General features: G+C 64.5%; 22 protein-coding genes. 9 read left to right on the plus strand and 13 right to left on the minus strand.

Annotated features, from left to right (window positions below; all coding sequences use genetic code 11):
* Positions 1-9: 9 nt before the first annotated feature.
* The 6 genes from VQ067_RS17085 to VQ067_RS17110 all read right to left on the minus strand — a co-directional run bounded on the left by VQ067_RS17085 (position 10) and on the right by VQ067_RS17110 (position 9634).
* Positions 10-1608: an outer membrane protein transport protein gene (locus VQ067_RS17085; protein ID WP_079383373.1), complete on the minus strand. Its 1599-nt coding sequence runs from the start codon at positions 1606-1608 to the stop codon at positions 10-12.
* Positions 1609-1627: 19 nt separating this feature from the next.
* Positions 1628-2653 (minus strand): transporter, encoded by a 1026-nt coding sequence (locus VQ067_RS17090; protein ID WP_003120313.1) that lies wholly within the window; start codon positions 2651-2653, stop codon positions 1628-1630.
* A gap of 40 nt (positions 2654-2693) precedes the next feature.
* A complete protein-coding gene (locus VQ067_RS17095) occupies positions 2694-3455 on the minus strand; it encodes a C39 family peptidase (RefSeq protein WP_003098072.1) in 762 nt (253 codons plus the stop codon).
* Positions 3456-3533: 78 nt separating this feature from the next.
* Entirely contained in the window at positions 3534-3971 is a 438-nt protein-coding gene (locus VQ067_RS17100; protein WP_003098074.1) for a DUF6160 family protein, read from the minus strand.
* 231 nt (positions 3972-4202) lie between these two features.
* Positions 4203-6926 (minus strand): LuxR C-terminal-related transcriptional regulator, encoded by a 2724-nt coding sequence (locus tag VQ067_RS17105; protein ID WP_033991557.1) that lies wholly within the window; start codon positions 6924-6926, stop codon positions 4203-4205.
* A gap of 2 nt (positions 6927-6928) precedes the next feature.
* The gene (locus VQ067_RS17110; protein ID WP_060853487.1) at positions 6929-9634 is read right to left on the minus strand and encodes a LuxR C-terminal-related transcriptional regulator; all 2706 of its coding nucleotides are present in this window, start codon (positions 9632-9634) and stop codon (positions 6929-6931) included.
* A 164-nt stretch (positions 9635-9798) separates the two neighbouring features.
* Between VQ067_RS17110 and pabB the strand changes: the two genes are divergently transcribed.
* On the plus strand, positions 9799-11160 hold the full coding sequence (gene pabB, locus VQ067_RS17115; protein WP_009314634.1) for an aminodeoxychorismate synthase component I: 1362 nt from the start codon (positions 9799-9801) through the stop codon (positions 11158-11160).
* Positions 11161-11202: 42 nt separating this feature from the next.
* On the opposite strand, the gene thrH is transcribed toward pabB, so the two are convergent.
* Positions 11203-11820: a bifunctional phosphoserine phosphatase/homoserine phosphotransferase ThrH gene (thrH, locus tag VQ067_RS17120; RefSeq protein ID WP_003098078.1), complete on the minus strand. Its 618-nt coding sequence runs from the start codon at positions 11818-11820 to the stop codon at positions 11203-11205.
* Between the two features lie 134 nt (positions 11821-11954).
* On the opposite strand from thrH, the gene VQ067_RS17125 reads away from it, so the two are divergent.
* The gene (locus VQ067_RS17125; RefSeq protein WP_003120317.1) at positions 11955-12758 is read left to right on the plus strand and encodes a phosphoadenylyl-sulfate reductase; all 804 of its coding nucleotides are present in this window, start codon (positions 11955-11957) and stop codon (positions 12756-12758) included.
* A gap of 64 nt (positions 12759-12822) precedes the next feature.
* The gene (locus tag VQ067_RS17130; RefSeq protein ID WP_003140016.1) at positions 12823-13170 is read left to right on the plus strand and encodes a hypothetical protein; all 348 of its coding nucleotides are present in this window, start codon (positions 12823-12825) and stop codon (positions 13168-13170) included.
* A gap of 56 nt (positions 13171-13226) precedes the next feature.
* Here VQ067_RS17130 and cysB read toward each other — a convergent pair whose 3' ends face one another.
* From cysB to VQ067_RS17150, 4 genes are all read right to left on the minus strand, one after another.
* Entirely contained in the window at positions 13227-14201 is a 975-nt protein-coding gene (gene cysB / locus VQ067_RS17135; RefSeq protein ID WP_003087775.1) for an HTH-type transcriptional regulator CysB, read from the minus strand.
* Between the two features lie 131 nt (positions 14202-14332).
* Entirely contained in the window at positions 14333-14830 is a 498-nt protein-coding gene (locus VQ067_RS17140; RefSeq protein ID WP_003087770.1) for a universal stress protein, read from the minus strand.
* Between the two features lie 162 nt (positions 14831-14992).
* On the minus strand, positions 14993-15940 hold the full coding sequence (locus tag VQ067_RS17145; protein ID WP_003113573.1) for a putative 2-dehydropantoate 2-reductase: 948 nt from the start codon (positions 15938-15940) through the stop codon (positions 14993-14995).
* Positions 15940-16317: a thioredoxin family protein gene (locus VQ067_RS17150; protein WP_003120319.1), complete on the minus strand. Its 378-nt coding sequence runs from the start codon at positions 16315-16317 to the stop codon at positions 15940-15942. Before VQ067_RS17150 ends, VQ067_RS17145 begins: the two co-directional genes overlap by 1 nt.
* A gap of 317 nt (positions 16318-16634) precedes the next feature.
* On the opposite strand from VQ067_RS17150, the gene VQ067_RS17155 reads away from it, so the two are divergent.
* Positions 16635-17711 (plus strand): 3-deoxy-7-phosphoheptulonate synthase, encoded by a 1077-nt coding sequence (locus VQ067_RS17155; RefSeq protein ID WP_033991555.1) that lies wholly within the window; start codon positions 16635-16637, stop codon positions 17709-17711.
* Positions 17712-17768: 57 nt separating this feature from the next.
* Here VQ067_RS17155 and VQ067_RS17160 read toward each other — a convergent pair whose 3' ends face one another.
* On the minus strand, positions 17769-18053 hold the full coding sequence (locus VQ067_RS17160) for a GNAT family N-acetyltransferase (RefSeq protein WP_003087762.1): 285 nt from the start codon (positions 18051-18053) through the stop codon (positions 17769-17771).
* 384 nt (positions 18054-18437) lie between these two features.
* Between VQ067_RS17160 and VQ067_RS17165 the strand changes: the two genes are divergently transcribed.
* Positions 18438-19127: a crotonase/enoyl-CoA hydratase family protein gene (locus VQ067_RS17165; RefSeq protein ID WP_003087759.1), complete on the plus strand. Its 690-nt coding sequence runs from the start codon at positions 18438-18440 to the stop codon at positions 19125-19127.
* Between the two features lie 150 nt (positions 19128-19277).
* On the plus strand, positions 19278-19466 hold the full coding sequence (locus VQ067_RS17170; protein WP_003087758.1) for a hypothetical protein: 189 nt from the start codon (positions 19278-19280) through the stop codon (positions 19464-19466).
* Positions 19467-19537: 71 nt separating this feature from the next.
* On the opposite strand, the gene VQ067_RS17175 is transcribed toward VQ067_RS17170, so the two are convergent.
* On the minus strand, positions 19538-20044 hold the full coding sequence (locus VQ067_RS17175; protein WP_003087757.1) for a macro domain-containing protein: 507 nt from the start codon (positions 20042-20044) through the stop codon (positions 19538-19540).
* Positions 20045-20264: 220 nt separating this feature from the next.
* On the opposite strand from VQ067_RS17175, the gene VQ067_RS17180 reads away from it, so the two are divergent.
* The 3 genes from VQ067_RS17180 (at position 20265) to VQ067_RS17190 (ending at position 21393) form a co-directional block, all read left to right on the plus strand.
* Positions 20265-20753, plus strand: coding sequence for a hypothetical protein (locus tag VQ067_RS17180; RefSeq protein ID WP_023091972.1), 489 nt, complete (start codon positions 20265-20267; stop codon positions 20751-20753).
* A gap of 154 nt (positions 20754-20907) precedes the next feature.
* Complete coding sequence (locus tag VQ067_RS17185; RefSeq protein ID WP_003098091.1) at positions 20908-21126, plus strand: hypothetical protein; 219 nt, start codon at positions 20908-20910, stop codon at positions 21124-21126.
* 27 nt (positions 21127-21153) lie between these two features.
* Positions 21154-21393, plus strand: a complete 240-nt coding sequence (locus tag VQ067_RS17190) for a hypothetical protein (RefSeq protein WP_003087754.1) — start codon at positions 21154-21156, stop codon at positions 21391-21393.
* Positions 21394-21428 lie beyond the last annotated feature (35 nt).

Here is a 21428-nt window from a genome sequence, read left to right on the forward strand (position 1 = left end):
CTCCAGCCCTCAGAAGGTCGTACGGTAGGTCATGGTGAAAATATAGGCCTTCACCGTGGTGTCCACGTCCAGTCCCGCGTAGGGGTTGTACACCAGGTTGTCGAGCCCGGTGCAGTTCAGGTTGCAGCTGGTATCGGCCTTGACGCTCTGCTTGGTGACGAAGTAGTTGAAACCGACATCGATCACCGTGTCCTTGTCCCACTGGTAGCCCAGCCCCAGGCCGTAGAGATTGGCATCGCCGATCGGCACCAGGATGTCCGCCTGGCCCTTGGGGATCGCCGAAGGCCGGTATTCATAGCCGGCGCGTAGCTGCAAACGGTCGTTGACGTCGTACTGCACGCCCATGGCCCAGCTCCAGGTATCGCGGTAGCCGCGGTCGAGGGTGATGCTGTGGCTGGTGGCGTCCTTCGAGTCGAGGTACTTGGCGATGCGCAGCAGGTCAAGCTCGCGGTCGAACTCGATCTTGAACTCGTTCCAGTCGCTGTAGCCGTTCCATTTCAGGTCGAAGTTGAATTGCCACTTCTTGAACGGGCGCAGCTTCACGCCGGTGGAGAAGGCATCCGGGTAGACCATGTTCATCGTGGCGTTGCCATGCTCTTCATCGACGTTCCCGTAGGGGAACATCTGGCCGAGGATCGCACCACCGAGCGACTTGTGCACCCCGGTCCAGAAACCCTGCCAGCCCTGGCCGTAGTCGACCCGGTACTTGCCCTTGAGCCTCATCCGCGACTCGCTCTGGTAGGTCGCGCCCCAGGCGAACCAGTCGGTGGGCTCCCAGAGCACGCCGAGGTTGAAGCTGGGCGACAGCGACTGCTGCATGTCCAGGTCGATATTGGCCAGGTTCTGGAACGGGCCGATGTTGCCGCCGCAGACGTTGAAGAACACCTCGAGGATCTCCTGCATTCCCGGCAGGCAACCGATCTCCTTGGTCTGCTGCAACAGCCCGAGCAACTGGTTCGGCGCCCGGAAATCCTCGTTCAACGCTACTGCCTGGTGGGAAAAACCCACCGACAGGCCGACCGACAGCTCGTCGTTGACCTGGTAGGCCAGGGTCGGCGAGAAGTAGGTGAGCCGCTGCAACGACACCTCGCGTCCCTGGTAGCGCGCCGGATCGCTATCGGAATCGCGGCTGTAGCCCAGCGCTTGCGGGGTGTAGACGTTGGTGGCGAAGGTGAACTTGGAACCCGGCGGGTTGATCGAGATCCCGGCCAGCGGCGCCACCAGCAACGGCACGTCGGTCATGCCGCCGAGGCCGGGCAGGTACATGGTCGGGGTCAGGGTCCGGCTGTGGCTGTTGGCGACCGGGTCGTCGCGCAGGCCGAAGGTGCCTTCGCCGTAGTTCGGCGGCGCCTTGAAGCCGGCGCGGATGTCCATTACCCCGGTGAGCAGCTTCACGGTCGCCTGGCGGCCCTTCATCTTGGTCAGCGCCGCCGGGTTGTAGTGCACCGAATCGATGCCGGTCTCGTCGGCGGTCACGGCGTTGCCGAGGGCCATGGCTTTCGGGTTGCCGATGGTCAGGTCGTTGGCCATCTGCGCGCCGGCCGGCGGAATCCAGGCCAGGCACACCCCTGCCAGCGCCAGCCAGAGCGGCGCAATGCGCATCTTCATAACAGGCCTCGCTCGCGGGTTACTGGGCCTTCAGCCCTTTGATATCGAGGGGTACGGATAACCCCAGCAGTACATCCGGCGAGTCTTCCGTGAGGCCGAAACCGGCGTTGACGTTGACGATGTAGTCCGGTGACGTCCGCAAGCCGAGCGAGAAGTTCATGATGCTACTGGTCTGTTCGGACGACTCGAACGTACCGGCAGTGGTGTGGTAGCGGTTCTTCAGCGTGTAGGCCATCTGGTACGAGGTCGCCAGCGAGACGTCGTAGGACAGCGCGTAGGCCATGCCCATGTTGAAGTTGATCGTGTTGCCGGGCGAGACCTTCTCCAGCTGGGAGTTGTCGGCCAGGGTCTGGTGCACGTCGTCCACCGGCAGGTTCCAGGTGTAGCCGAGCGAGCCGTAGAGGACCACCGGGTCGATCACATAGGACATGTTCGCGCCGAAGCCCAGGCTGTAGTAGCCGTTGCCGGTGGAGATGTCCTTGTCCAGGTTGGTCTTGTAGGGACTGTCGCCGGTCGGCAGGCCGATGGTGGTATACAGCGTGGTGACCGGCCGCCCGCGCACCGCCGCCCAGGGCTGCCAGCGCAAGGTCGCGGAAACGTCGCCGAGGCTGTAGGCGTGGGTATCCATCTCGGTGTCGTACTTGGCTACCAGCGGCAGGCGGAAACTGAAGGTGAGGTTGTCCCAGATCCCGTAGTCGAAGGTGAAGGAGTTGGTGAAGGTGTGCTGGGACTGGCTCTGCCGGCCGGCGAGGCCGTAGATCTGCGTGCCGCCGCTGGTCTTGGTCAGCGGCACCAGGGTCAGCCGCTGGTCGCGCACCAGCGCGTAGTCGAAACCGTAGGTCAGGGTCCGCTCGCCCTTCTTCAGCAAGGTGTAGCTCTTCTCGGCGGCCTGGAAGACTTCCTCCAGCGCCTTGGCGCTGTCGGCATCGTCATTCTTCTTGGCCAGCGCGTCACGGGCCTGGTCGACCGAGGCTTCCTCGGCAACGGACAAACCGCTGATAGACAGCATCAGCGCCGCCGCGCATGTGTACCCCCTGATTCTCATGGCGCTATCCCCAGAGATTGTTCTTGTTTTTGGGTATCTGCTACTTGGTGCGCAGGTGTATGACGTCGCCACCAGTGCCCAGCTCACGGACCTGGTTTTCAGTGATCTTGTTGATCTGCGGAAACTCGCGGAACGCCAGCAGGCTGACGGTGCGGTCGTCCACCAGGCGCATGTCGCGATCGTTCAGCGCCAGCGCGTTGCGGGGCTCCTGCCCACTCGGGAAGATCACGAACAGGACGTTCTGGTCCCAGATTTCCTCGAAGCGCGTCCGGGTGAAGCTGATGTTGCCCAAGGCCGGATCGGCGACGAAGACGTGATCGTTGTAGACATCGCGCACCACCACGAAATGCTTGAAGCCGGCATAGTGGATGGGGACCAGCGCCGGATGCTCGAGAGCGTCCAGGTCGCTGAACTCGGCGCGAAAACCACCGCTCTTGTAGCCCAGCGCAGCGGCGTAGCGCTTCATGTCGAGCAGCGAGAAACCGCGGCGCTGCACGATCTTATCGGCCTCGCCATAGCGCAGCAGCCCTTCCATGACCTGGCGTTCCTCGAGGTTGCGCCCGAGGTAGTAGTCCAGCAGCGTGGTAAGCGCCGCCGAGCCGCAGCTGTAGTCATAGGCCTGGCGGATGACGTTGCGGAACTGCAACTGGCTCATCGGCTCCAGTTGCACCGATTCGCGGTAGGGTCCATTGGGGGTCAGAGGCTGGCTGAGGTTGACCGTGCCCTGCGGTTGCGGCTTGGTATCGACCGTCTGGGTGAACCCGAACAGCCCGATCAGACTTCCCAGCAAAATCTCGAACATCGCCCCGTCGTACCTCTTTCGGAGAAAGACCCCGCCGATGCCTCGGCGAGGTCTTCGCGTCTCGACTCGGTTCCTGGATCAGTGACCCCAGACCTTGATGGTGGAACCGGCCATGTTCAGCCCGGAGACGGTCAGCGAGCCGATGCTGGCGGCGCTGGTGTCGCCCACCTTGATGGCGCCAACGGTCACGTCGCCGGTGATGGCCGGCAGGCCGATGGCCAATTGCTGGGTCGACTTGCCGCCGATATCGGTGGTGACGACGTCGATGGTCAGCGGCTTGGTATCGTCGATGGTCAGCGCCGGCAGGCTGATGTTCTCCAGCCGCAGGGAGCCGCCGTTGGTGTCGGTATCGGTGTAGGTCACGGCCCCGACGGAGCCCTGGAAAGTACCGGAAATGCTGATGCCTGCCTGGCCGGTCACGTCGGACAGCGCGCCATCGTCCATGGCTTTCAGGTCGGCATGCGCCAGCAAGGGAGCAGCCAGAACAGCAGTTGCAAGGAACAGGTGCTTTTTCATTGTTATTTCTCCAGTGTTCAGGTGTGGTTTGCCCCAGGGCACTGCCGTTTGCATCCTGTCCCCGGCAGATCGACCGGCATCTCGCCGGTCTCCAGGTCCGGTACTGCTTCCCTAGGTGTCCCGGACATGGATTCGGTAGAGCCTCATGCTCTCTCGTCCTGGATTCCAAGCTACTGGGCCACCCCTTCCGCCGCCAGCCCATCCAAGGGATGGAGCGATGGCGGCTGCCGCTCACGCCTCGCTCAGCAGTCCCAGGCTTTTACCCTTTAGTACGGCTTGCGTTCTGCTCTTCACACCCAGCTTGGCGAACAGGTTGTGCAGGTGCCACTTGATGGTGGCTTCCGACAGGTGCACCGCCTGCGCGATATCGCGGTTCGACAAGCCCGCCGCCACCAGCCGCAGGATTTCCCGTTCGCGATGGCTAACATCCTGATTTTCATCGAAACTTTCCGGGTCCACGGAGAGCTTCCGGCACTGCTCGCGGAGCAGGTCGGCCAGCCCCTGCCAGGCCGCGGCACGCTTGGGCTCCGCTTCCCTCCAGCTTTCCCACATCGGCAACAGCCACAACGCGTCGTCCTGGAACAGCCGGCGATAGCCGAGATTCCAGGCTTCCTCGAGCGTGGCGAGGAACAGGCCGATGGCTTTTTCGCTGTTACCTTTCTGCCAATACGCCACAGAAAGTAACAAGGACAAACGCAGCCGCCGATCCCTCTGGTAAGCGGAAGAGTAGCCGGCCAGACAGCTTTCCAGCTTGCTCTGCGCGCGTTCCGCGTGACGCTCGGACAATGCCAGCCGAGCCTCCGCCAGGACCAGGGCGGTCTGTGCGTCGGCATGCCGCTCGCCGGAGAGCCCGGCAAGATGCCGCTCCAGTTGCAGGCAGACCCGTTCGGCCTCGTTCGGACGGCGCAGCCACAGCAGGAACTGCACCTTGCAGCTCATGGCGTGAGCATAGACACGCTCGTAGCCGGGCGAGAGCAGACCGCTCAGCCATTCGTCGAGTTGCGCCAGCCCCTGCTCGGCGGCGCCGGAGAAGAAGCGCGCCTTGGCCATGACCAACTGGCCGCGACTGAGCAGTTCCACCGGCGTCGCGACATCCCGCCAGACCGTCGCCAGCGGTAGTTCGGCGAGCACGCCGGCATGCCGGTCCTGCTCGTAGAGCAGGTCGGCATAGGCCAGCGACAAGGGGCCGCCGACCCGGCTGCGCCGGCCGAACACCTGCTCGACCCGGTTGCGCGCCGACTCGGCGATCGCCCTGCCCCGCTCCAGGTCGCCACTCTCCTTGCAGATCAGGGATTCGATCAGGCTGGTCACCACCTGCAGGTACTCGCTGTCGGCGACTTTCAGGTCTTCCCGCGCGGAACCGATGGCGCCGGCGGCCTCGGCGTAGTCGCCGAGCAGCGCATGCGCCGAAGCCTGCACGCAGAGCAGGCTGGCGCGGAACACCGGCTGGTTGCTCGGGACCATGGACAGCCAGTGGCGGGCGACCTTCAGGCAGGCTTCGAGCTTGTCCTGGTAGAGCAACACCAGGGCCTTGAGCACCTGGGCGGCGGCGAGCAACTCGCCGAGCCCGAAGTGCATGACCTTGCCGCGCCCCTGCAAGAGGCGGTGGCTGACCTCCTCGATCAACGCCTCGGCCTCGGCGAAGCGTTGCTCGAACGCCAGTTGCCAGGCGTAGAAGATCTGGAACACCGGATGCTCACGGATCACCTCGGCGGGAATGCCGTTGAGCATGCCGAGGATGCCGTACACCCGGTTACCGGCGATCAGGCGCGCGCCCTGGCGCTCCAGCAACTCGGCGGCGAACAGGTAGTCGCGGGCGCGAAGGGCGTACTTGATCGCCCGGTCGGCCAGGTCGCGCCCCTCGCACCAGCGCGCCGCCGCATGCAGCAGCGGGGTCGGATCGGCATGCCGGGACAGCCGCCCCTGGAGGAACTCGGCGAACAGATGGTGGTAGCGGAACCATTCGCGCTGGTCGTCCAGGGCGATGACGAACAACTGCTCGTTCTGCAGGCGCATGAGCATGTCCAGGCCGTCGCGACGTCCGGTCAGCGCATTGCACAGTTCCGCATTGAACTCGTCGAGCACCGAGGTCTGGTCGAGGAACAGCTGCAGGTCGGCGGGCAGGCTGGCCAGCACGTCTTCCGCCAAGTAGTCGGCGATGTTCCGTTCGGTCCCGGAGAGCCTGCGGAGGAAACCTTCCCGGTCGGTATTGCGACTGAGGGCCAGGGCCGCCAGGTGCAACGCCGTGATCCAGCCTTCCGTGCGCTTGAACAGAAGCTTCAGCTCGCGCTCGCCCAGTTCCAGTCCCTTGAGGTCGAGGAGAAACGCATCGCTCTCCTCGCGCGATAGCCGCAGGTCTTCCGCGCTCAGGCAGAAGGTCCAGGGCTTGAGGGTCGGCTCGTCGACCAGGAAGCGCGGGCGGAAGCGGGTCGAGGCCACCACCCGCACGTGATCGGGCAGGTTCTCGATCAGGTAGCGAACCCCATGCGGCAAGGCGGCGTGGCGGATGCGGTGGAAATCGTCGAGGAACAGGTACAAGGGACCTTCCAGGCGACGCAGGTCGGCGAGGAAGGCATCCAGGATACCCTCCAGCGGCACCGCGACGTCGGTGCCGAGCAGATTGGCGGTATTGCCGCCGAATGCCGGGACCACTCGCTGGATGCTCGCCAGCAGGTACTGGATCAGACGCTGCGGTTCGCTGTCGGTCTCGTCACAGGACAACCATGCGACCGCCGCGCCCTGCTCCAGCAGGCGCAGGCGCAACTGGCAGAGGATGGTGCTCTTGCCGAAGCCGGCCGGCGCGCTGAGCACCATCGCGCGTCGCCCGCGGGCCTCGTACAGGCGGTCGATCAGCGCCTGGCGGGGCAGCAGCGGCAGCCCTCCGGCGCCTGGCGGGAACAGCTTGGTCTGCAACAGCGGGATGGTGCTGGCGGGAACCCCGTCGCGATGGCCCATGGTCAGAGCAGGCTCAGCTCGCGGGCTCGCCGGATCGCCTGGGTGCGATTGCGCACCTTGAGCTTTTCGTAGATGTTGTGCAGATGCCATTTGACGGTCCCCAGGGCCAGCGACAGGCGCTGGCCGATTTCTTCGTTGGATAGGCCCTGTGCGGCCAGGCAGACCACTTCGCGCTCGCGCTCCGTCAGGCCTTCCTCGAGCGCATCCTGGGGCTTGCGCACGCCCTGCCCGGGCCAGATGCCGAGCAGGCCGCGAATGAAGGTCTGTAGCGCCGGCTGGCGCTCGGTGGATTCGAGTTGCTGGAGCAACTGGCGAATGCCGTCGCCTTCCTCGATGAAGAGGCTGCGCACCCCTTCCCGTTCGGCATTGATCAGGCATTCGCCGAGCAGGCTGTTGGCCCGTTCCTGGTAGCCCAGGCGCTGATAGCTGAGCGCCGCCAGGATATCCAGGCGCAGGCGCTGCAGGCCGTGCCAGCCGGGCTGCAAGGTGCCGCGCAACTGAGTGATCTCGTGCAGCGCCTCGCTGAAATGTCCTCGCCCCTGCAACAGGCGCACGCGGCTCACACCCAGCGACCAGTTGACCGGGTTGAAGGCCATGTTGCGGTAGTGTGCGGCCATCTTGTTCCAGTCCACGCTCTTCAACCGCTGCTCGGCGCGCTTCAGGCGGTCGGGGCCGCTGTCCTGGAGGATCAGGTTGATCTCTTCGGCCATGGCCTGGGCGAAGAAGCGCCACGACTGATTGCGCGAGGCCAGGGCCTGCATCGCCGCCAGGCTGGCCAGCGCCTCCTTCGGCCGTCCCAGCAGGCGCTGGGTGCGCGCCAGGCAGATCTGTCCCTGGGCATAGAAATCGATCGGATTGATCACATCCACATGCCCGAGCGCCCAGCCCAGGCGCTCTTCCAGCCCGTCCAGCTCGATCCTGTAGTAGGCGGTCAGGGCCTCGGTGATGGTCGGCAGCGCCAGCGCGCTCCTGGACTTCTCGAACAGCGGCCGGGCACGCTGGCGGAGCCGCTCGATGAGCAGTTGCGCCTGTTTCACCTGGCCCTGCTCGAGTGCGAGGATCACCTCGACGTTGGCCAGTTGCATGTCCAGGTAGCGCCCTTCGAGGAAATGATTGCGCTGCTGCGCCAGCCCCAGCAGGCGCCGCGCCTGGTCGCCCTGGCCACGGACCACCTGGGCCAGCGCGGCGGTGATCAACACCGCCACTTCGAGGAAGGCAGCGTTCTGCCCGAGCTGGACCTCGACCCGGCGAGCCAGGGAGATGCACAGTTCCAGATCGTCCTTCTGCAACGCCACCACCGCTTTCACCGCCAGCGCGGAGAGGTACTGGTCGCCCATCGGTCCGTCGCCGCGGCTCTCCCCCCAGCGCGCCAGCAGTTCGTCGATGATCCGGTTGGCCTCGCCCAGGCTGAGGTCGCTGGCCCGCGACCAGACATCGGTAAGGACCAGGATCGGATAGCGCTCGGCGATTTCGTCCGGCACATGCTTGCGCCAACGGTAGATCAGGCTGAGCTGGCCGCGGTTGATCAGCTCCAGTCCGCATCCGTCGACCAGCGCGGCGATCATCTCCGGGTCTTCCGCCGCACAGGCATGCTCGATGGCGAACGTCGGCATGTGGTGGTTGGTGAACCACAGGCTGGCGTTGAAATGCAGTTGCTTAAAACGGTCCGGATCGGAGTCGCGCAGGCGGTTGCGGAGGAAGTCGGCGAACAGCAGGTGGAAGCGATACCACTGGCGTTCGCGATCCAGCGGCAGGAGGAACAATTGCATGGACTCCAGGCGTTCCAGCAGCGCCTGGCCGTCCTGGCGCCCGGTCAGGGCGTTGGCCAGGTCGCCGCTCAATTGGCTGGCAACGCCAAGGGCCAGCAGCGCTTCCTGCAGGTCGCCAGGCAAGCGTTCGAAGACCGCCGCCAGCAGATAGGCGCTGACCGCCTGCTTGTCGCCGTCGAGCAGGGCCATTTCCTGCACCTGCGGTTGCTGGCGCAGCCACAGGCTGACGAGATGCACGCCCACCACCCAGCCTTCGGTCTGGCCATAGAGCGCCTTCAGGCAGGGCTCGTCCAGATAGAGACCGCTGCGCTCGAGGTATTCGCGGGTTTCCTCGAAGCCGAGGCGCAGCTCCTCGAGGCCGATTTCCAGCAACAGTCCCTTGGCCCGCCAGGTAGCCAGGCTCAGCGCCGGCTGCGAACGCGTGCCCAGGGCCAGGACCAGCCCGGGCGGTGCGTACTGCACCAGGCGGTTGAGGCCGGTGAAGATGTCCGGGTTGCTAACCAGGTGCAGGTCGTCCAGCACCAGCAGCAACGGCCGCGCATAGCGATCGAGATCGCCGAGCAGGCTTTCGATCACCGCCACCACCGGGACCCGCATGGTGTTCTGCAGGTAGGTCTGGGCGTCGTCGCCAAGCTGCGGCACGGCTTCGCCCAGCGCCTCGATCAGCTGCCGGCAGAAACGGGCGGGGTCGTCGTCTTCTTCGGCCAGCGACAGCCAGGCCACCGCCTGGTCTGCTACAGTGCGCTCCCTGGCCAGGGCGGCGAGCGCGCAGGTCTTGCCGAAGCCGGCAGGTGCGGAAAACATCAGAACGCGTGAATGGGGATTGCGATCCAGCAGGTTGCGGATCGCGGGGCGAAGAGAATATTCGGCTGGCACCTGAGGCGGCACTATTCTGGAGCGCGAAAGGCTGCCGGCTGCTGGATCCTGTACTGCATCCACGGCCTGTATCCCTGTGTCATTATCATTGTGGTACGGAGCCAAATCTCCGTGGGATATTTCCATAATTAGCAGATCACCCTTCTTACGTAAACTGAAGAAATGGCTCTAGGATCGACGATTCCGGCGAACTAGAATTCCTGACTGTCCCACTACCCCCACTTTCCATGCCCAGTTGTCATGTTCACCCCCTGCCCTACCATAGCGACCCAAGCTGTCTCTTTGCCATCATCCATGAGGCGCCCGGTGCGGTGATGCTCGATTCGGGTCGCCCCATCGCTACCCGTGGACGCTATGACCTTATGAGCGCCTGGCCATTGGCAGAACTGGCGCCGCTGCCCGACGAATCGGCCAACCGCTTCTTCGCCCGCCTACGCGAAGCGGCCGGAAGCCTGGGCCCCGCGCAGCTGCCAGCGCCGTACGAACTGCCCTTCGCCGGCGGTCTGCTGGGCTATTTATCCTACGACCTGGGTCGGCGCATCGAGCGCATCGGCGAACACGCCCGCGATGACCTGGGCCTGCCGCTGGCCTCCGTCGGCCTGTATGCCTGGGCGCTGATCAGCGACCACCAGGCCGGCACCAGCCAACTGGTATTCCACCCGCGATTGGACGAGCGCGAACGCCAGCGCCTGATCGCCCTGTTCAGCGAGGAAGCGCAAGGCACGGCCGGCAACTTCAAGCTTCTGGGAAAATTCCGACGGAGCATCAGCGCATCCGACTATCGGCAGGCGATCCGCCGCATCCAGGACTACATCCAGGCAGGCGACTGCTACCAGGTGAACTATAGCCAGCGCTTCCAGGCCGCTTGCAGCGGCTCGCCGTGGCCGGCCTATCGCGCCCTGCGCGAGGCCTGCCCGACGCCGTTCTCCGGCTACCTGCGACTGGCCGACGGCGCGATCCTCAGCCTGTCGCCGGAGCGCTTCCTCAAGCTCGGCAAGGGCAAGGTGGAAACCCGGCCGATCAAGGGCACCCGCCCGCGTGGCAAGACGCCCGAGGAGGACATGGCGCTGGCGGCGTCGCTGCTGGCCAGCCCCAAGGACCGCGCGGAAAACCTGATGATCGTCGACCTGCTGCGCAACGACATCGGACGCAGTTGCCAACCTGGCAGCGTACGGGTACCGGAGCTGTTCGCCCTGGAAAGCTATCCCAACGTGCATCACCTGGTGAGCAGCGTCACCGGCGAACTGGCGCCGGGCAAGGACGCCCTCGACCTGCTGGAAGGCAGCTTCCCCGGCGGCTCGATCACCGGCGCGCCGAAGATTCGCGCCATGCAGATCATCGACGAGCTGGAACCGAGCCGACGCGGCATCTACTGCGGCAGCCTGTTCTACCTCGACGTGCGCGGCGAGATGGACAGCTCGATCGCCATCCGCACCCTGCTGGTCAGGGACGGCCAGGTCAGTTGCTGGGGCGGCGGCGGCATCGTCGCCGACTCGCACTGGGAGGACGAGTACCAGGAAACCCTGGACAAGGTCCGGGTGCTGCTGGAAACCCTGGAAGGAATGGCCGGGACAGCGTCCCCGGAATAGAAAAGAGCCCGCGTTCCGCGGGCTCTTTCATCGGCGGCGCGGCTACAGGCTCAGCGAACGGCTGGAAGCCTTGAGGAACTCGCGCTTGAGGTCTTCGTAGGTATGCACCGCGGGGAACTGGGGAAACTCGCGGATCACGTTTTCCGGGGCATGGAACAGGATGCCGGCGTGGGCCTCGGAAAGCATGGTGGTGTCGTTGTAGGAATCGCCGGCGGCGATCACCCGATAGTAGAGGCTCTTGAAGGCGATCACCGACTGCCGCTTGGGATCCTTCTGGCGCAATTGATAGCCGACCACGCGGTCGCTGTCGTCGATCTCCAGCTTGTGGCACAACAGGGTCGGGAAGCCCAGCTGGCGCATCAGCGGCTGGGAGAACTCGTAGAAGGTGTCGGAGAGAATCACCACCTGGAAGCGCTCGCGCAGCCAGTCGACGAATTCCACCGCCCCCTCCAGCGGCTTCAGGGTAGCGATCACCTCCTGGATGTCGCCCAGCTTCAGACCATGTTCGTCGAGGATGCGCAGGCGCTGCTTCATCAGCACGTCGTAGTCCGGAATGTCCCGGGTGGTCGCCTTCAAGGCGTCGATACCGGTTTTTTCCGCGAACGCGATCCAGATTTCCGGAACCAGCACGCCTTCCAGGTCAAGACAGGCAATTTCCACAGGACTCTCCTCGAAATTCTCTGAACGATGGGGTGACGACGGACGCGGCACTCTAGCCCCTCGCCGAGGGCAAGGCAACGCCGGCTTATTCCTGGAATCAAGGTCGACAGGGGTAAATGGTTATTTAGGGCCATATGCCGCCCTTTGCTACCATTCCCGCCACAGAGCGCAACAGCGCCGCCCAGCACCAGGACCCCAGCCCGATGAGCCAGCCTTTCGACCTTCCCGCCCTCGCTTCCAGCCTTGCCGACAAATCCCCCCAGGACATCCTGAAAGCCGCCTTCGAGCACTTCGGCGACGAGCTGTGGATCTCCTTCAGCGGCGCCGAGGACGTCGTCCTGGTAGACATGGCCTGGAAGCTCAACCGCAACGTGAAGGTGTTCAGCCTCGACACCGGTCGCCTGCACCCGGAAACCTATCGTTTCATCGACCAGGTCCGCGAACACTACGGCATCGCCATCGACGTGCTTTCCCCCGACCCGCGCCTGCTCGAACCCCTGGTGAAGGAAAAGGGCCTGTTCAGCTTCTACCGGGACGGCCACGGCGAGTGCTGCGGCATCCGCAAGATCGAACCGCTCAAGCGCAAGCTCGCCGGCGTGCGCGCCTGGGCCACCGGCCAACGCCGCGACCAGAGCCCCGGCACGCGCAGCCAGGTGGCGGTGCTGGAAATCGACGGTGCCTTTTCCACGCCAGAAAAGCCGCTGTACAAGTTCAACCCGCTGTCGTCCATGACCAGCGAGGAAGTCTGGGGCTATATCCGCATGCTCGAACTGCCCTACAACAGCCTGCACGAACGCGGCTATATCAGCATCGGCTGCGAACCCTGCACCCGTCCGGTGCTGCCCAACCAGCACGAGCGCGAGGGCCGCTGGTGGTGGGAGGAAGCCACCCACAAGGAGTGCGGGCTGCACGCCGGCAACCTGATCAGCAAGGCCTGAAACCGTCGATAGAGCGTATGCAATCGGGGTAAAGTGCGGGTCGAACCCCGAGCGGAGACCCAGCATGCGCATCACCATGGTCAAGAAAGTCCTCGCCACCGGCGAGGACTGCCGCAAGTGCAAGGAAGTCCGGCAACGCCTGGAACAAGGCGGCTACCTGCCGCGCATCCATCGCACCCTGGTGGCCGACGAACGCGACCCGAACAGCGCAGGCTGGATGGTCGCCGCCCAATATGGCGTAGAGACCGCGCCGTTCTTCGTGGTTCGCCACGACGACGGGCGCGAACAGGTCTACACCGTGTTCATGAGCTTCCTCCATGAAGTCCTCGAACCGCGAGCCGAGCAGGCCGCGGACGCTGATCGTGAAGCGCTGGCCAGGCTGGCCGGACGCGACAATCTCGACATGCTCTGAGGGCCAGCCATGAAAAAGCCCGGCACCAGGCCGGGCTTTTTCATGGGCCGAGGCGATCAATAGACCGGCAGTTCGATGCCGTCGAACAACTCGTCCAGCTCGGCCTTGTTGTGGCATTGCACGGCCTTGGCCAGCAGCTCGCGGGTCAGGTGCGGAGCGAATTTCTCGATGAAGTCGCACATGAAGCCGCGCAGGAAGGTGCCGCGGCGGAAGCCGATCTTGGTCACGCTGGACTCGAACAGGTGGCTGGCGTCGAGGATCACCAGGTCGTTGTCGAGCTTCGGATCGACCGCCATGTGCGCCACGATGCCGACCCCCAGGCCCAACCGCACGTAGGTCTTGATCACGTCGGCATCGGCCGCGGTGAATACCACCTTGGGCACCAGGCCGCGCTGGCTGAAGGCTTCGTCGAGCTTGGAACGGCCAGTGAAGCCGAACACGTAGGTGACGATCGGCTGCTCGGCCAGGGCTTCCAGGGTCAGTTTCGGCAGCTTGGTCAGCGGATGCCCGTGGGGCACGATGACGCAGCGATTCCAGCGGTAGCAGGGCATCATGATCAGGTCGCCGAACAACTCCAGCGCCTCGGTGGCGATGGCGAAGTCGACGGTGCCGTCGGCCGCCATTTCGGCGATCTGCATCGGCGTGCCCTGGTGCATGTGCAGGGAGACGTCCGGGTACTGCTTGATGAAGCCGCTGATCACGTTGGGCAGCGCATAGCGCGCCTGGGTGTGGGTAGTGGCGATGGACAGCGTGCCCTTCTTCTCGTTGGAGAATTCCTGGGCGATCTGCTTGATGCTCTCGACCTTGCGCAGGATCTCGCCGGCGGTATGGATGATCCGCTCCCCCGCCGGCGTCACCCGGGTCAGGTGCTTGCCGCTGCGAGCGAACACTTCGACGCCCAGTTCGTCCTCCAGCAGGCGGATCTGCTTGCTGATGCCCGGCTGCGAAGTATAGAGGCTCTGCGCCGTGGCGGAGACGTTGAGGTCGTGGTGCGCAACCTCCCAGATATAGCGCAATTGCTGAAGCTTCATGGAGATTCCTCGAAAAGGTTGTCGCGACCGGCGATCAAGAACCGAAGGTATATAACCATATTAATGGTTTGAGGAATAAAATTAGACGTTTTTTTTGATTTTGCACGCTTTTTCACCAGCCGACCGCTGGCCTACAGGTCGCGACTACGGTGCTGCAACATCGGCACCAGGTACACCGGTACCTCCGCCAGTTGCACCAGACGCGCGGCAGTCCGGCCCAGCGGCGTATCGAGCTGGGTGCCGTGGCTATGGCTGCCGGCGACGATCAGGTCCACGGCCAGCTTTTCCGCCTCATCGAGGATCATCTGCGGCGGGTCGCCCTGCACCACTCGCACGCTCTTGACCAGCGCCGCATCCTGGGGCAACTCGCCGAGTTCATCGCGAAACCCTTCCAGGACCCGCTTCTCGATGCTTTCCATGACGTTGTCCAGCCCTTGCGCCCGCAGGTCCTGGAGACGCTCGGTGTCAAGGTAGGTCTGCAGGACCGACTCGGCGAACAGCCCGAGGGGCTCCACCACATGGACGACATAGAGCTCGGCGTTGTAGGCGCGGGTCAGCGACAGGGCGTGTTGCAGGACATAGGGAGCATAGAGCCCCAGATCGGTGGCATAGAGAATCGAACGAATCATGCGGCCTCCTCGACAGCCTGCGCGGCGGGCCTCATTAGCAGATTAGCAGCAAGCATCCATTCTCCTAGCGTTCCCTGCTGTTTCGGGCTTTTTCCGGCCCGTTGGGGTAAATCCCTTTTCTCCCTGCGAGCGCGGCGCCGGCTGGTCGCCGCGCTCGGCCCTTCAGCGCGGTTGCGCTTCGAGGAAGCGCAACGCCTGGTGCAGCGCCTCGACCCTGGGCATCCGGTAGCCCGCAGCAGCAGCGCGGGCCAGGGGCGCGGCATAGATCGCCGCCAGCTCCAGTGGCCGCCCATGGGCGAAGTCGTGGTACATGCTCGGCCGATAGTCGGGCATCCGCTCGGTCGCCGCCAACAGTTGGTCCGCATAGCCCTCAGGCAGGATGAAGCCGCAGGCGCCGGCAGCACCGATGACTTCCTCCATGATCGCCTCGATCAGCGACCGACTGTCCGCGTTGGCCATCAGCGGCGCGGTGCTGCTCTTCAGCAATACCGACAGCCCGTTGTAGGGGATGTTCCAGACCAGCTTCTGCCAGCGCGCCTGCTCCAGGTCGGGCATCGCCGTGGACTCCAGCCCGGACTCGCGGAACAGCGCGGCACCCTCCTCGACGATCTCGCGCCGGCGTCGCTCGTCGGCCGGTCCGGAATGATAGCCGAGATTCACTCCGCCGTAGGCCTGGTGCTCGATCACGCCCGGTTCGCCGCGATGCACACAGATGAAGCAGAGGCCGCCCAGCAGATGCAGGCTTTCCGGCAGCAGCGGCCGCAGCCGCTCCTCCACGCCCAGACCGTTCTGCAGCAGCAGAACCTTGGCACCCGGCGCCGCCGCTGCGCGGATCAGGGGTGCCAGTTCGTCATTGCCGGTGGTCTTGGCGCCCACCAGCAACCAGTCGCAGGGCGGCATGTCCTGCGCCGAATGGTAGGCCTGGACCGGCGCCAGGCGCCGGAAGCCATGCACCGCACTATTCAGGCTGAGTCCGGCGCGATTGACCGCCTCGAACTCGCTGCGCAGGAGAAAATGCACGTCGTGACCGGCATGCGCCAGCATCAATCCATAGAAGCCGCCGATGGCTCCCGTACCGATGACGCCGATCCGTTGCTGCTTTGAATCCATCAGGGCAACTCCTCAGGTAAAGCGGTCGACCCCGCCAGCACCGCACCCCGCAAGGCTTCCTGGTGCAGCGGAACGTTCAGTGCGCCATGGAAGCGGCCGTCGCGGACCATGAACAGGGCCGGCAGGTGAAAGACGCCGTAGCGTTCCACCAGGCCGCCATTGCGGCCGGCGTCCACCCAGCACAGGCGCTCGATGGGCAGGTCCATCGCGGGGAGATGGCGCCGGGCCCAGCGGCACGACGCGCAGCCTTCGCTGGTGAATACCAACAGCGAAACCCCTTCCAGGGCAAGCAACTGCCGGTCGGCGTCCAGATCGGTGAGTTCCAGGGACGGCACGCTGCTGACCTCGATAGAAAGGAAGAAATGGGGCCCGACCATCATCCGTATGCTTCGGCTCCTGCGATAGCGCTGGCGCCCTCCTCGGCCAGCGGATACGCGCAAGGCGCGCCCCTCCGCAGCACCTGCACAATATCGTCCGCGGCGGCCTCGCCTGCAACTCCGCTGGCAGCCTTGGCCCGGAGCAACGAAGAAAACGTGCGCAGAGCGGGGAAAACACCGGCGAACCGCGTCCCGCCCATTGTCTAGGCCCGGCCCGACACGTTAAGGTTCGTCTCCCCGTTTGCGAACTTCATGCCTGCGCCCTTTCGCAGGGGGCCTCCCGGCGGCCGGCGCCCGTGACCTGATTGAGTACCACGATGGCTGATTTACAGATCGACGACCTTAACGTTGCCTCCAACGAGACCCTGATCACGCCGGAGCAGCTCAAGCGTGAAATTCCCCTGACCGACAAGGCGCTGCAGACCGTGGCCCATGGTCGCCAGGTGGTGCGCGACATTCTGGATGGCAAGGACCACCGTCTGTTCGTGGTGATCGGCCCCTGCTCCATCCACGACATCAAGGCCGCCCACGAATACGCCGACCGCCTCAAGGCGCTCGCGGCCGAAGTGGCGGATACGCTGTTCCTGGTGATGCGCGTGTACTTCGAGAAGCCGCGTACCACGGTGGGCTGGAAAGGCCTGATCAACGATCCGTACCTGGACGACTCGTTCAAGATCCAGGATGGCCTGCACATCGGCCGCCAACTGCTCCGCGACCTCGCCGAGAAAGGCTTGCCCACCGCCACCGAAGCGCTCGACCCGATTTCCCCGCAGTACCTGCAGGACCTGATCAGTTGGTCGGCGATCGGCGCCCGTACCACCGAATCGCAGACCCACCGCGAGATGGCCTCCGGCCTGTCTTCCGCGGTCGGCTTCAAGAACGGCACCGATGGCAGCCTGACCGTGGCGATCAATGCCCTGCAGTCGGTCTCCAGCCCACATCGTTTCCTCGGCATCAACCAGCAGGGCGGCGTATCCATCGTCACCACCAAGGGCAACCGCTACGGTCACGTGGTGTTGCGCGGCGGCAACGGCAAGCCGAACTACGATTCGGTCAGCGTCGCGCTCTGCGAGCAGGACCTGAACAAGGCGAAAATCCCGCTGAACATCATGGTCGACTGCAGCCACGCCAACTCCAACAAGGACCCGGCCCTGCAACCGCTGGTGATGGACAACGTCAGCAACCAGATCGTCGAAGGCAACAACTCGATCGTCGGCCTGATGGTGGAAAGCCACCTGGGCTGGGGCAGCCAGCCGATTCCGAAGGATCTCGACCAACTTCAGTACGGCGTCTCCATCACCGACGCCTGCATCGACTGGGCGACCACCGAGAAGAGCATCCGCAGCATGCACGCCAAGCTCAAGGACGTGCTGCCGAAACGCCTGCGCGGCTGAGCGAGGCGGAAACGAAAACGCCGGGCTGATGCCCGGCGTTTTTCATTGCACGCCTGCTCAGGCGGCCGGATCGGCCTGACGCTGACGACGCTCGATGTAACGCTCCACGTAGGAGCAGGACGGGATCACGCTGTAGCCCATGCGGTCGGCGTACTGCAGGGCGTGCTCGGTCAACGCAGCGGCGATACCGCGACCACGCAGCGAATCCGGTACGAAGGTCCGGTAGATATCCAGCGTCTGCTTGCCCAGGTCCATATAGGCCAGATAGGCACGATGGCCATCCACCGTCGTCTCGAATTGATGGCCGCCCACGTCATGATGGATGGACAGGGACTCGCTCACTTTGGATCTCCTCAACGGGTTCGTAACCCGACCCGCGCCTGATTGATAGGTTCCTCGCGAGGACGCCCCCGCGTACCGGCCTCCAGCGGACCGCCGGAGACCTTCGTCCGTTCTCGTCCCGGTGGCGGATCGCGCCTGGCGGACATCCTCGAAACGGCTGGCCTGCACCGCATGCAAGGCCGGACTAACGATAGGGCCCATATTGCTGTCTTCCCCGGTCAGACTCAACCGTTTCTTCTGGCAGGAACGCGCAGGCGTCGCTGGAGCCCTGGCCGGGAGGCCGCGCAAGCGCAATCGCGCATGACCCGCGGGTCAGCCAAAGCGCTTTACGCCGACGGCGGCCATCAGTAAGGTCTGCGCCACTCCACCAAAAGGAATCCTGCCATGAGCGAGTTGATCAGCTACCAGTTCGAAGACGGCATCGCCACCCTGACCCTCAACAACGGCAAGGTGAACGCCATCTCCCCGGCGGTGATCGACGCCTTCAACCAGGCTCTCGACCAGGCCTTGCAGGACAAGGCCGTGGTCATCGTCACCGGCCAGCCGGGCATCCTCTCCGGTGGCTACGACCTGAAGGTCATGACCTCCGGCCCGGAGAATGCCGTCAACCTGGTCGCCGCCGGCTCGACCCTGGCTCGCCGCCTGCTCTCCCATCCCTACCCGGTGATCGTCGCCTGCCCCGGGCACGCGGTAGCCAAGGGCGCCTTCCTGCTGCTCTCGGCCGACTACCGGATCGGCGTCGACGGGCCGTTCCAGATCGGCCTGAACGAAGTCGCCATCGGCATGACCATGCACCATGTCGGCATCGAACTGGCCCGCGATCGCCTGCGCAAGTCGGCGTTCACCCGCTCGGTCATCAATGCCGAGATGTTCAGTCCGGCCGCTGCGGTGGATGCCGGCTTCCTCGACACCCTGGTCAGCGCCGACCAGTTGCAGGAAAGCGCGCGTGCAGCGGCCCAGCAGTTGAAGAAACTCAACATGACCGCGCACCGCAATACCAAGCTCAAGGTGCGCAAGGCACTGCTGGAAACCCTCGACCAGGCGATCGAGCTGGACAAGAAGCACCTGGGCTAAGGCCCGCTCCAGCGAAAGCCCGGTTGATACCGGGCTTTTTTTGCGCCCAATAATTACTTATTACGCAAAGGTAACTCTCCAGAACTGCTATTTTTAAAAAATTATTACGAATTATCCTGATGACATTCCCAAGGAAAACCGGAGGTCATCATGAAACGCAATGTCTTCGCCGCCATTCTCCTCGGCATGGCTACCACCCTCGCAGTGCAAGCCAGCTTCGCCGACGAATCCAGCCTGATGGAAAACCGCATGGTCCAACTGAACCAGCACGCCATCGAGCAGGCCCAGCAGCAACAGGCCACGGCGCCAACCGCGAGCGACACCGATGCGCAGGGTTGAACGCCGCCTGCCAGGAACGTTTTTCTTTTCCCCGCAACCCTGAAAAGCCCGGCTCACGCCGGGCTTTTCGTTCAGGCCAGCTTTTCCTCGGCCGCCACGCCCTTGCGATAGACCTCGTAGAGAATCACCGGGATCTCCAGGTCGCCCAGGTGGCGAACCACCAGCGGCTTGACCTCGGACCAGTCCAGCCCGCCCACTCCCGTCGCCACGCAGGGCAGAGCCAGGCTGCTCACCCCTTCGCTGCGCACATAGCGGGCCAGCTCGCGCAGGGCATGGCCGACATCCTCCAGGCTCGCCTTGCCCGGCTTGGCGCTACGACCGCTGTGCAGCATGCCCTGGGTGATCAGGTTGACGATGCACTGGGTCTTGCCCTGCTCGTCGACCCCGGCCCAGACCCAGATGCCGCCCGGCTCGGGCGCCCTGGCATGGGCGGCATGCCGGTAGTCGCGAACCATCGACGGCCAGCGTTCGCGCAAGGCGAGGGCCAGGCCGCTGTCGAAATGGTCCTGGGGCGCGATGCCGTGGGCGATCACCTGGGCCCCGGAAAGCAGAATGTCACCTTCAACTTCACGAATCATGAGCGTTTCCTTCTTGGCTTCGGGACAGGCGCTTCGTGCGCCGCCCTGCATCTTTCACCGTACGCCTTGCCCGCCGGCGCCAGTTGATGCGTATCAAGAACGGCCGGTCCCATCCGCTACGGGCCGACTAGACTGCATGCGAGGGAACCTTGGAGGCGCCTCGCCTCTCCATTGGATTCCAGCCTCGTGCCGTCTCATCCATGACAAGGAAACAACCGCCATGCCGAAATGGATTGCACTTTGCCTGATCCCGCTGTTGGCAAGCTGCGCCACCTGCCGCCAGGACAGCGACAGGGAAAAACTGCTGTACGAGAACGACATGCTGCAGGCGAAACTGATCATCGTCGCCAACGACCGCGATCGCCTGCCGCTGGCCCAGGCCCTGCTGGAGCGCGCGGCGCGCGACGACCGCAGCGGCGAGGCGGACTTCTACCAGGCCGTGCTGATCGCTCGCCGCGACGGCCAGGCCAGCGATTGCGAGCGCATCACCCGCCTCCTCGAACGTTCCGCCGAGCGACGCTACCCGCTGGCCAACGCGATGCTCTACAAGATCTACGCCGAGCCCTTCCTGTTGCCGCGCGCCGACATTCCCAAGGCCGAGACCTATCGCCAGGCCTACGCCGAGCTGCCGGTCGCGCGCAGCGGCTACCCCTCCTTCGAGCGAGCCCGGCAGGTGGTCGATCGCCTGCTCACGCCGACTTCGTCCTGATCCATCGGGCCCGAACCCGGGCCCCGCAACCCGTACCGGTCGTTCGGCCAAAGCATCATTTCTGTCGATAGTTAATAGCGCGACAATTCGTTATCCAATCGAATTCTTCTCCGCGATCCTATGCCCATCCGAGGTATCGATCACGGAAGCCGCCATGAAACGTCGCAGCCCACGCCATTACGCCCGCAACACCGCCCTGGCCACCCTGGGTCTGTACGCCATCCTCATGCTGGTCGTGCTGAGCCTCGTCGCCGGCGCCGAAAGCGCCAGGAACGCCACACCGGACAACGACACCGCCACGACCTTCTCCAACCAGATCGGCCAGGCCCTGCCAGGCCTGCTCTCGGGGTTGAACAGTCGACGCGCCGGTTGAACGCCGGCTTCTTTCCCGGGAAACAGCATGAGAAGGCAAACACGGAAATTCTGGATCGTCGCCGCCCTGGCGATATTGACCAATGGCTACTCGCTACTCGGCCTCGCCCAAGGCTCGGCAGGCGCACTGGCGCGCACCATCGAATGCAACCAGGCGATGGTCCGCGCGCTGGCGGCCAACCTGGCGCTGAAGCTGCAGAGCGGCACCCCGCCGGCACGCCCGCAGCGCTGGATCCCGGAGCGCTTCATCCTCGACTGCCCGGCCTGAAACGAAAACGCCGCCAACCCCGGGAGGCTGGCGGC

The organism is Pseudomonas sp. KBN12P06040, assembly GCF_037574965.1.
GTDB classification, from domain to species: domain Bacteria; phylum Pseudomonadota; class Gammaproteobacteria; order Pseudomonadales; family Pseudomonadaceae; genus Pseudomonas; species Pseudomonas aeruginosa.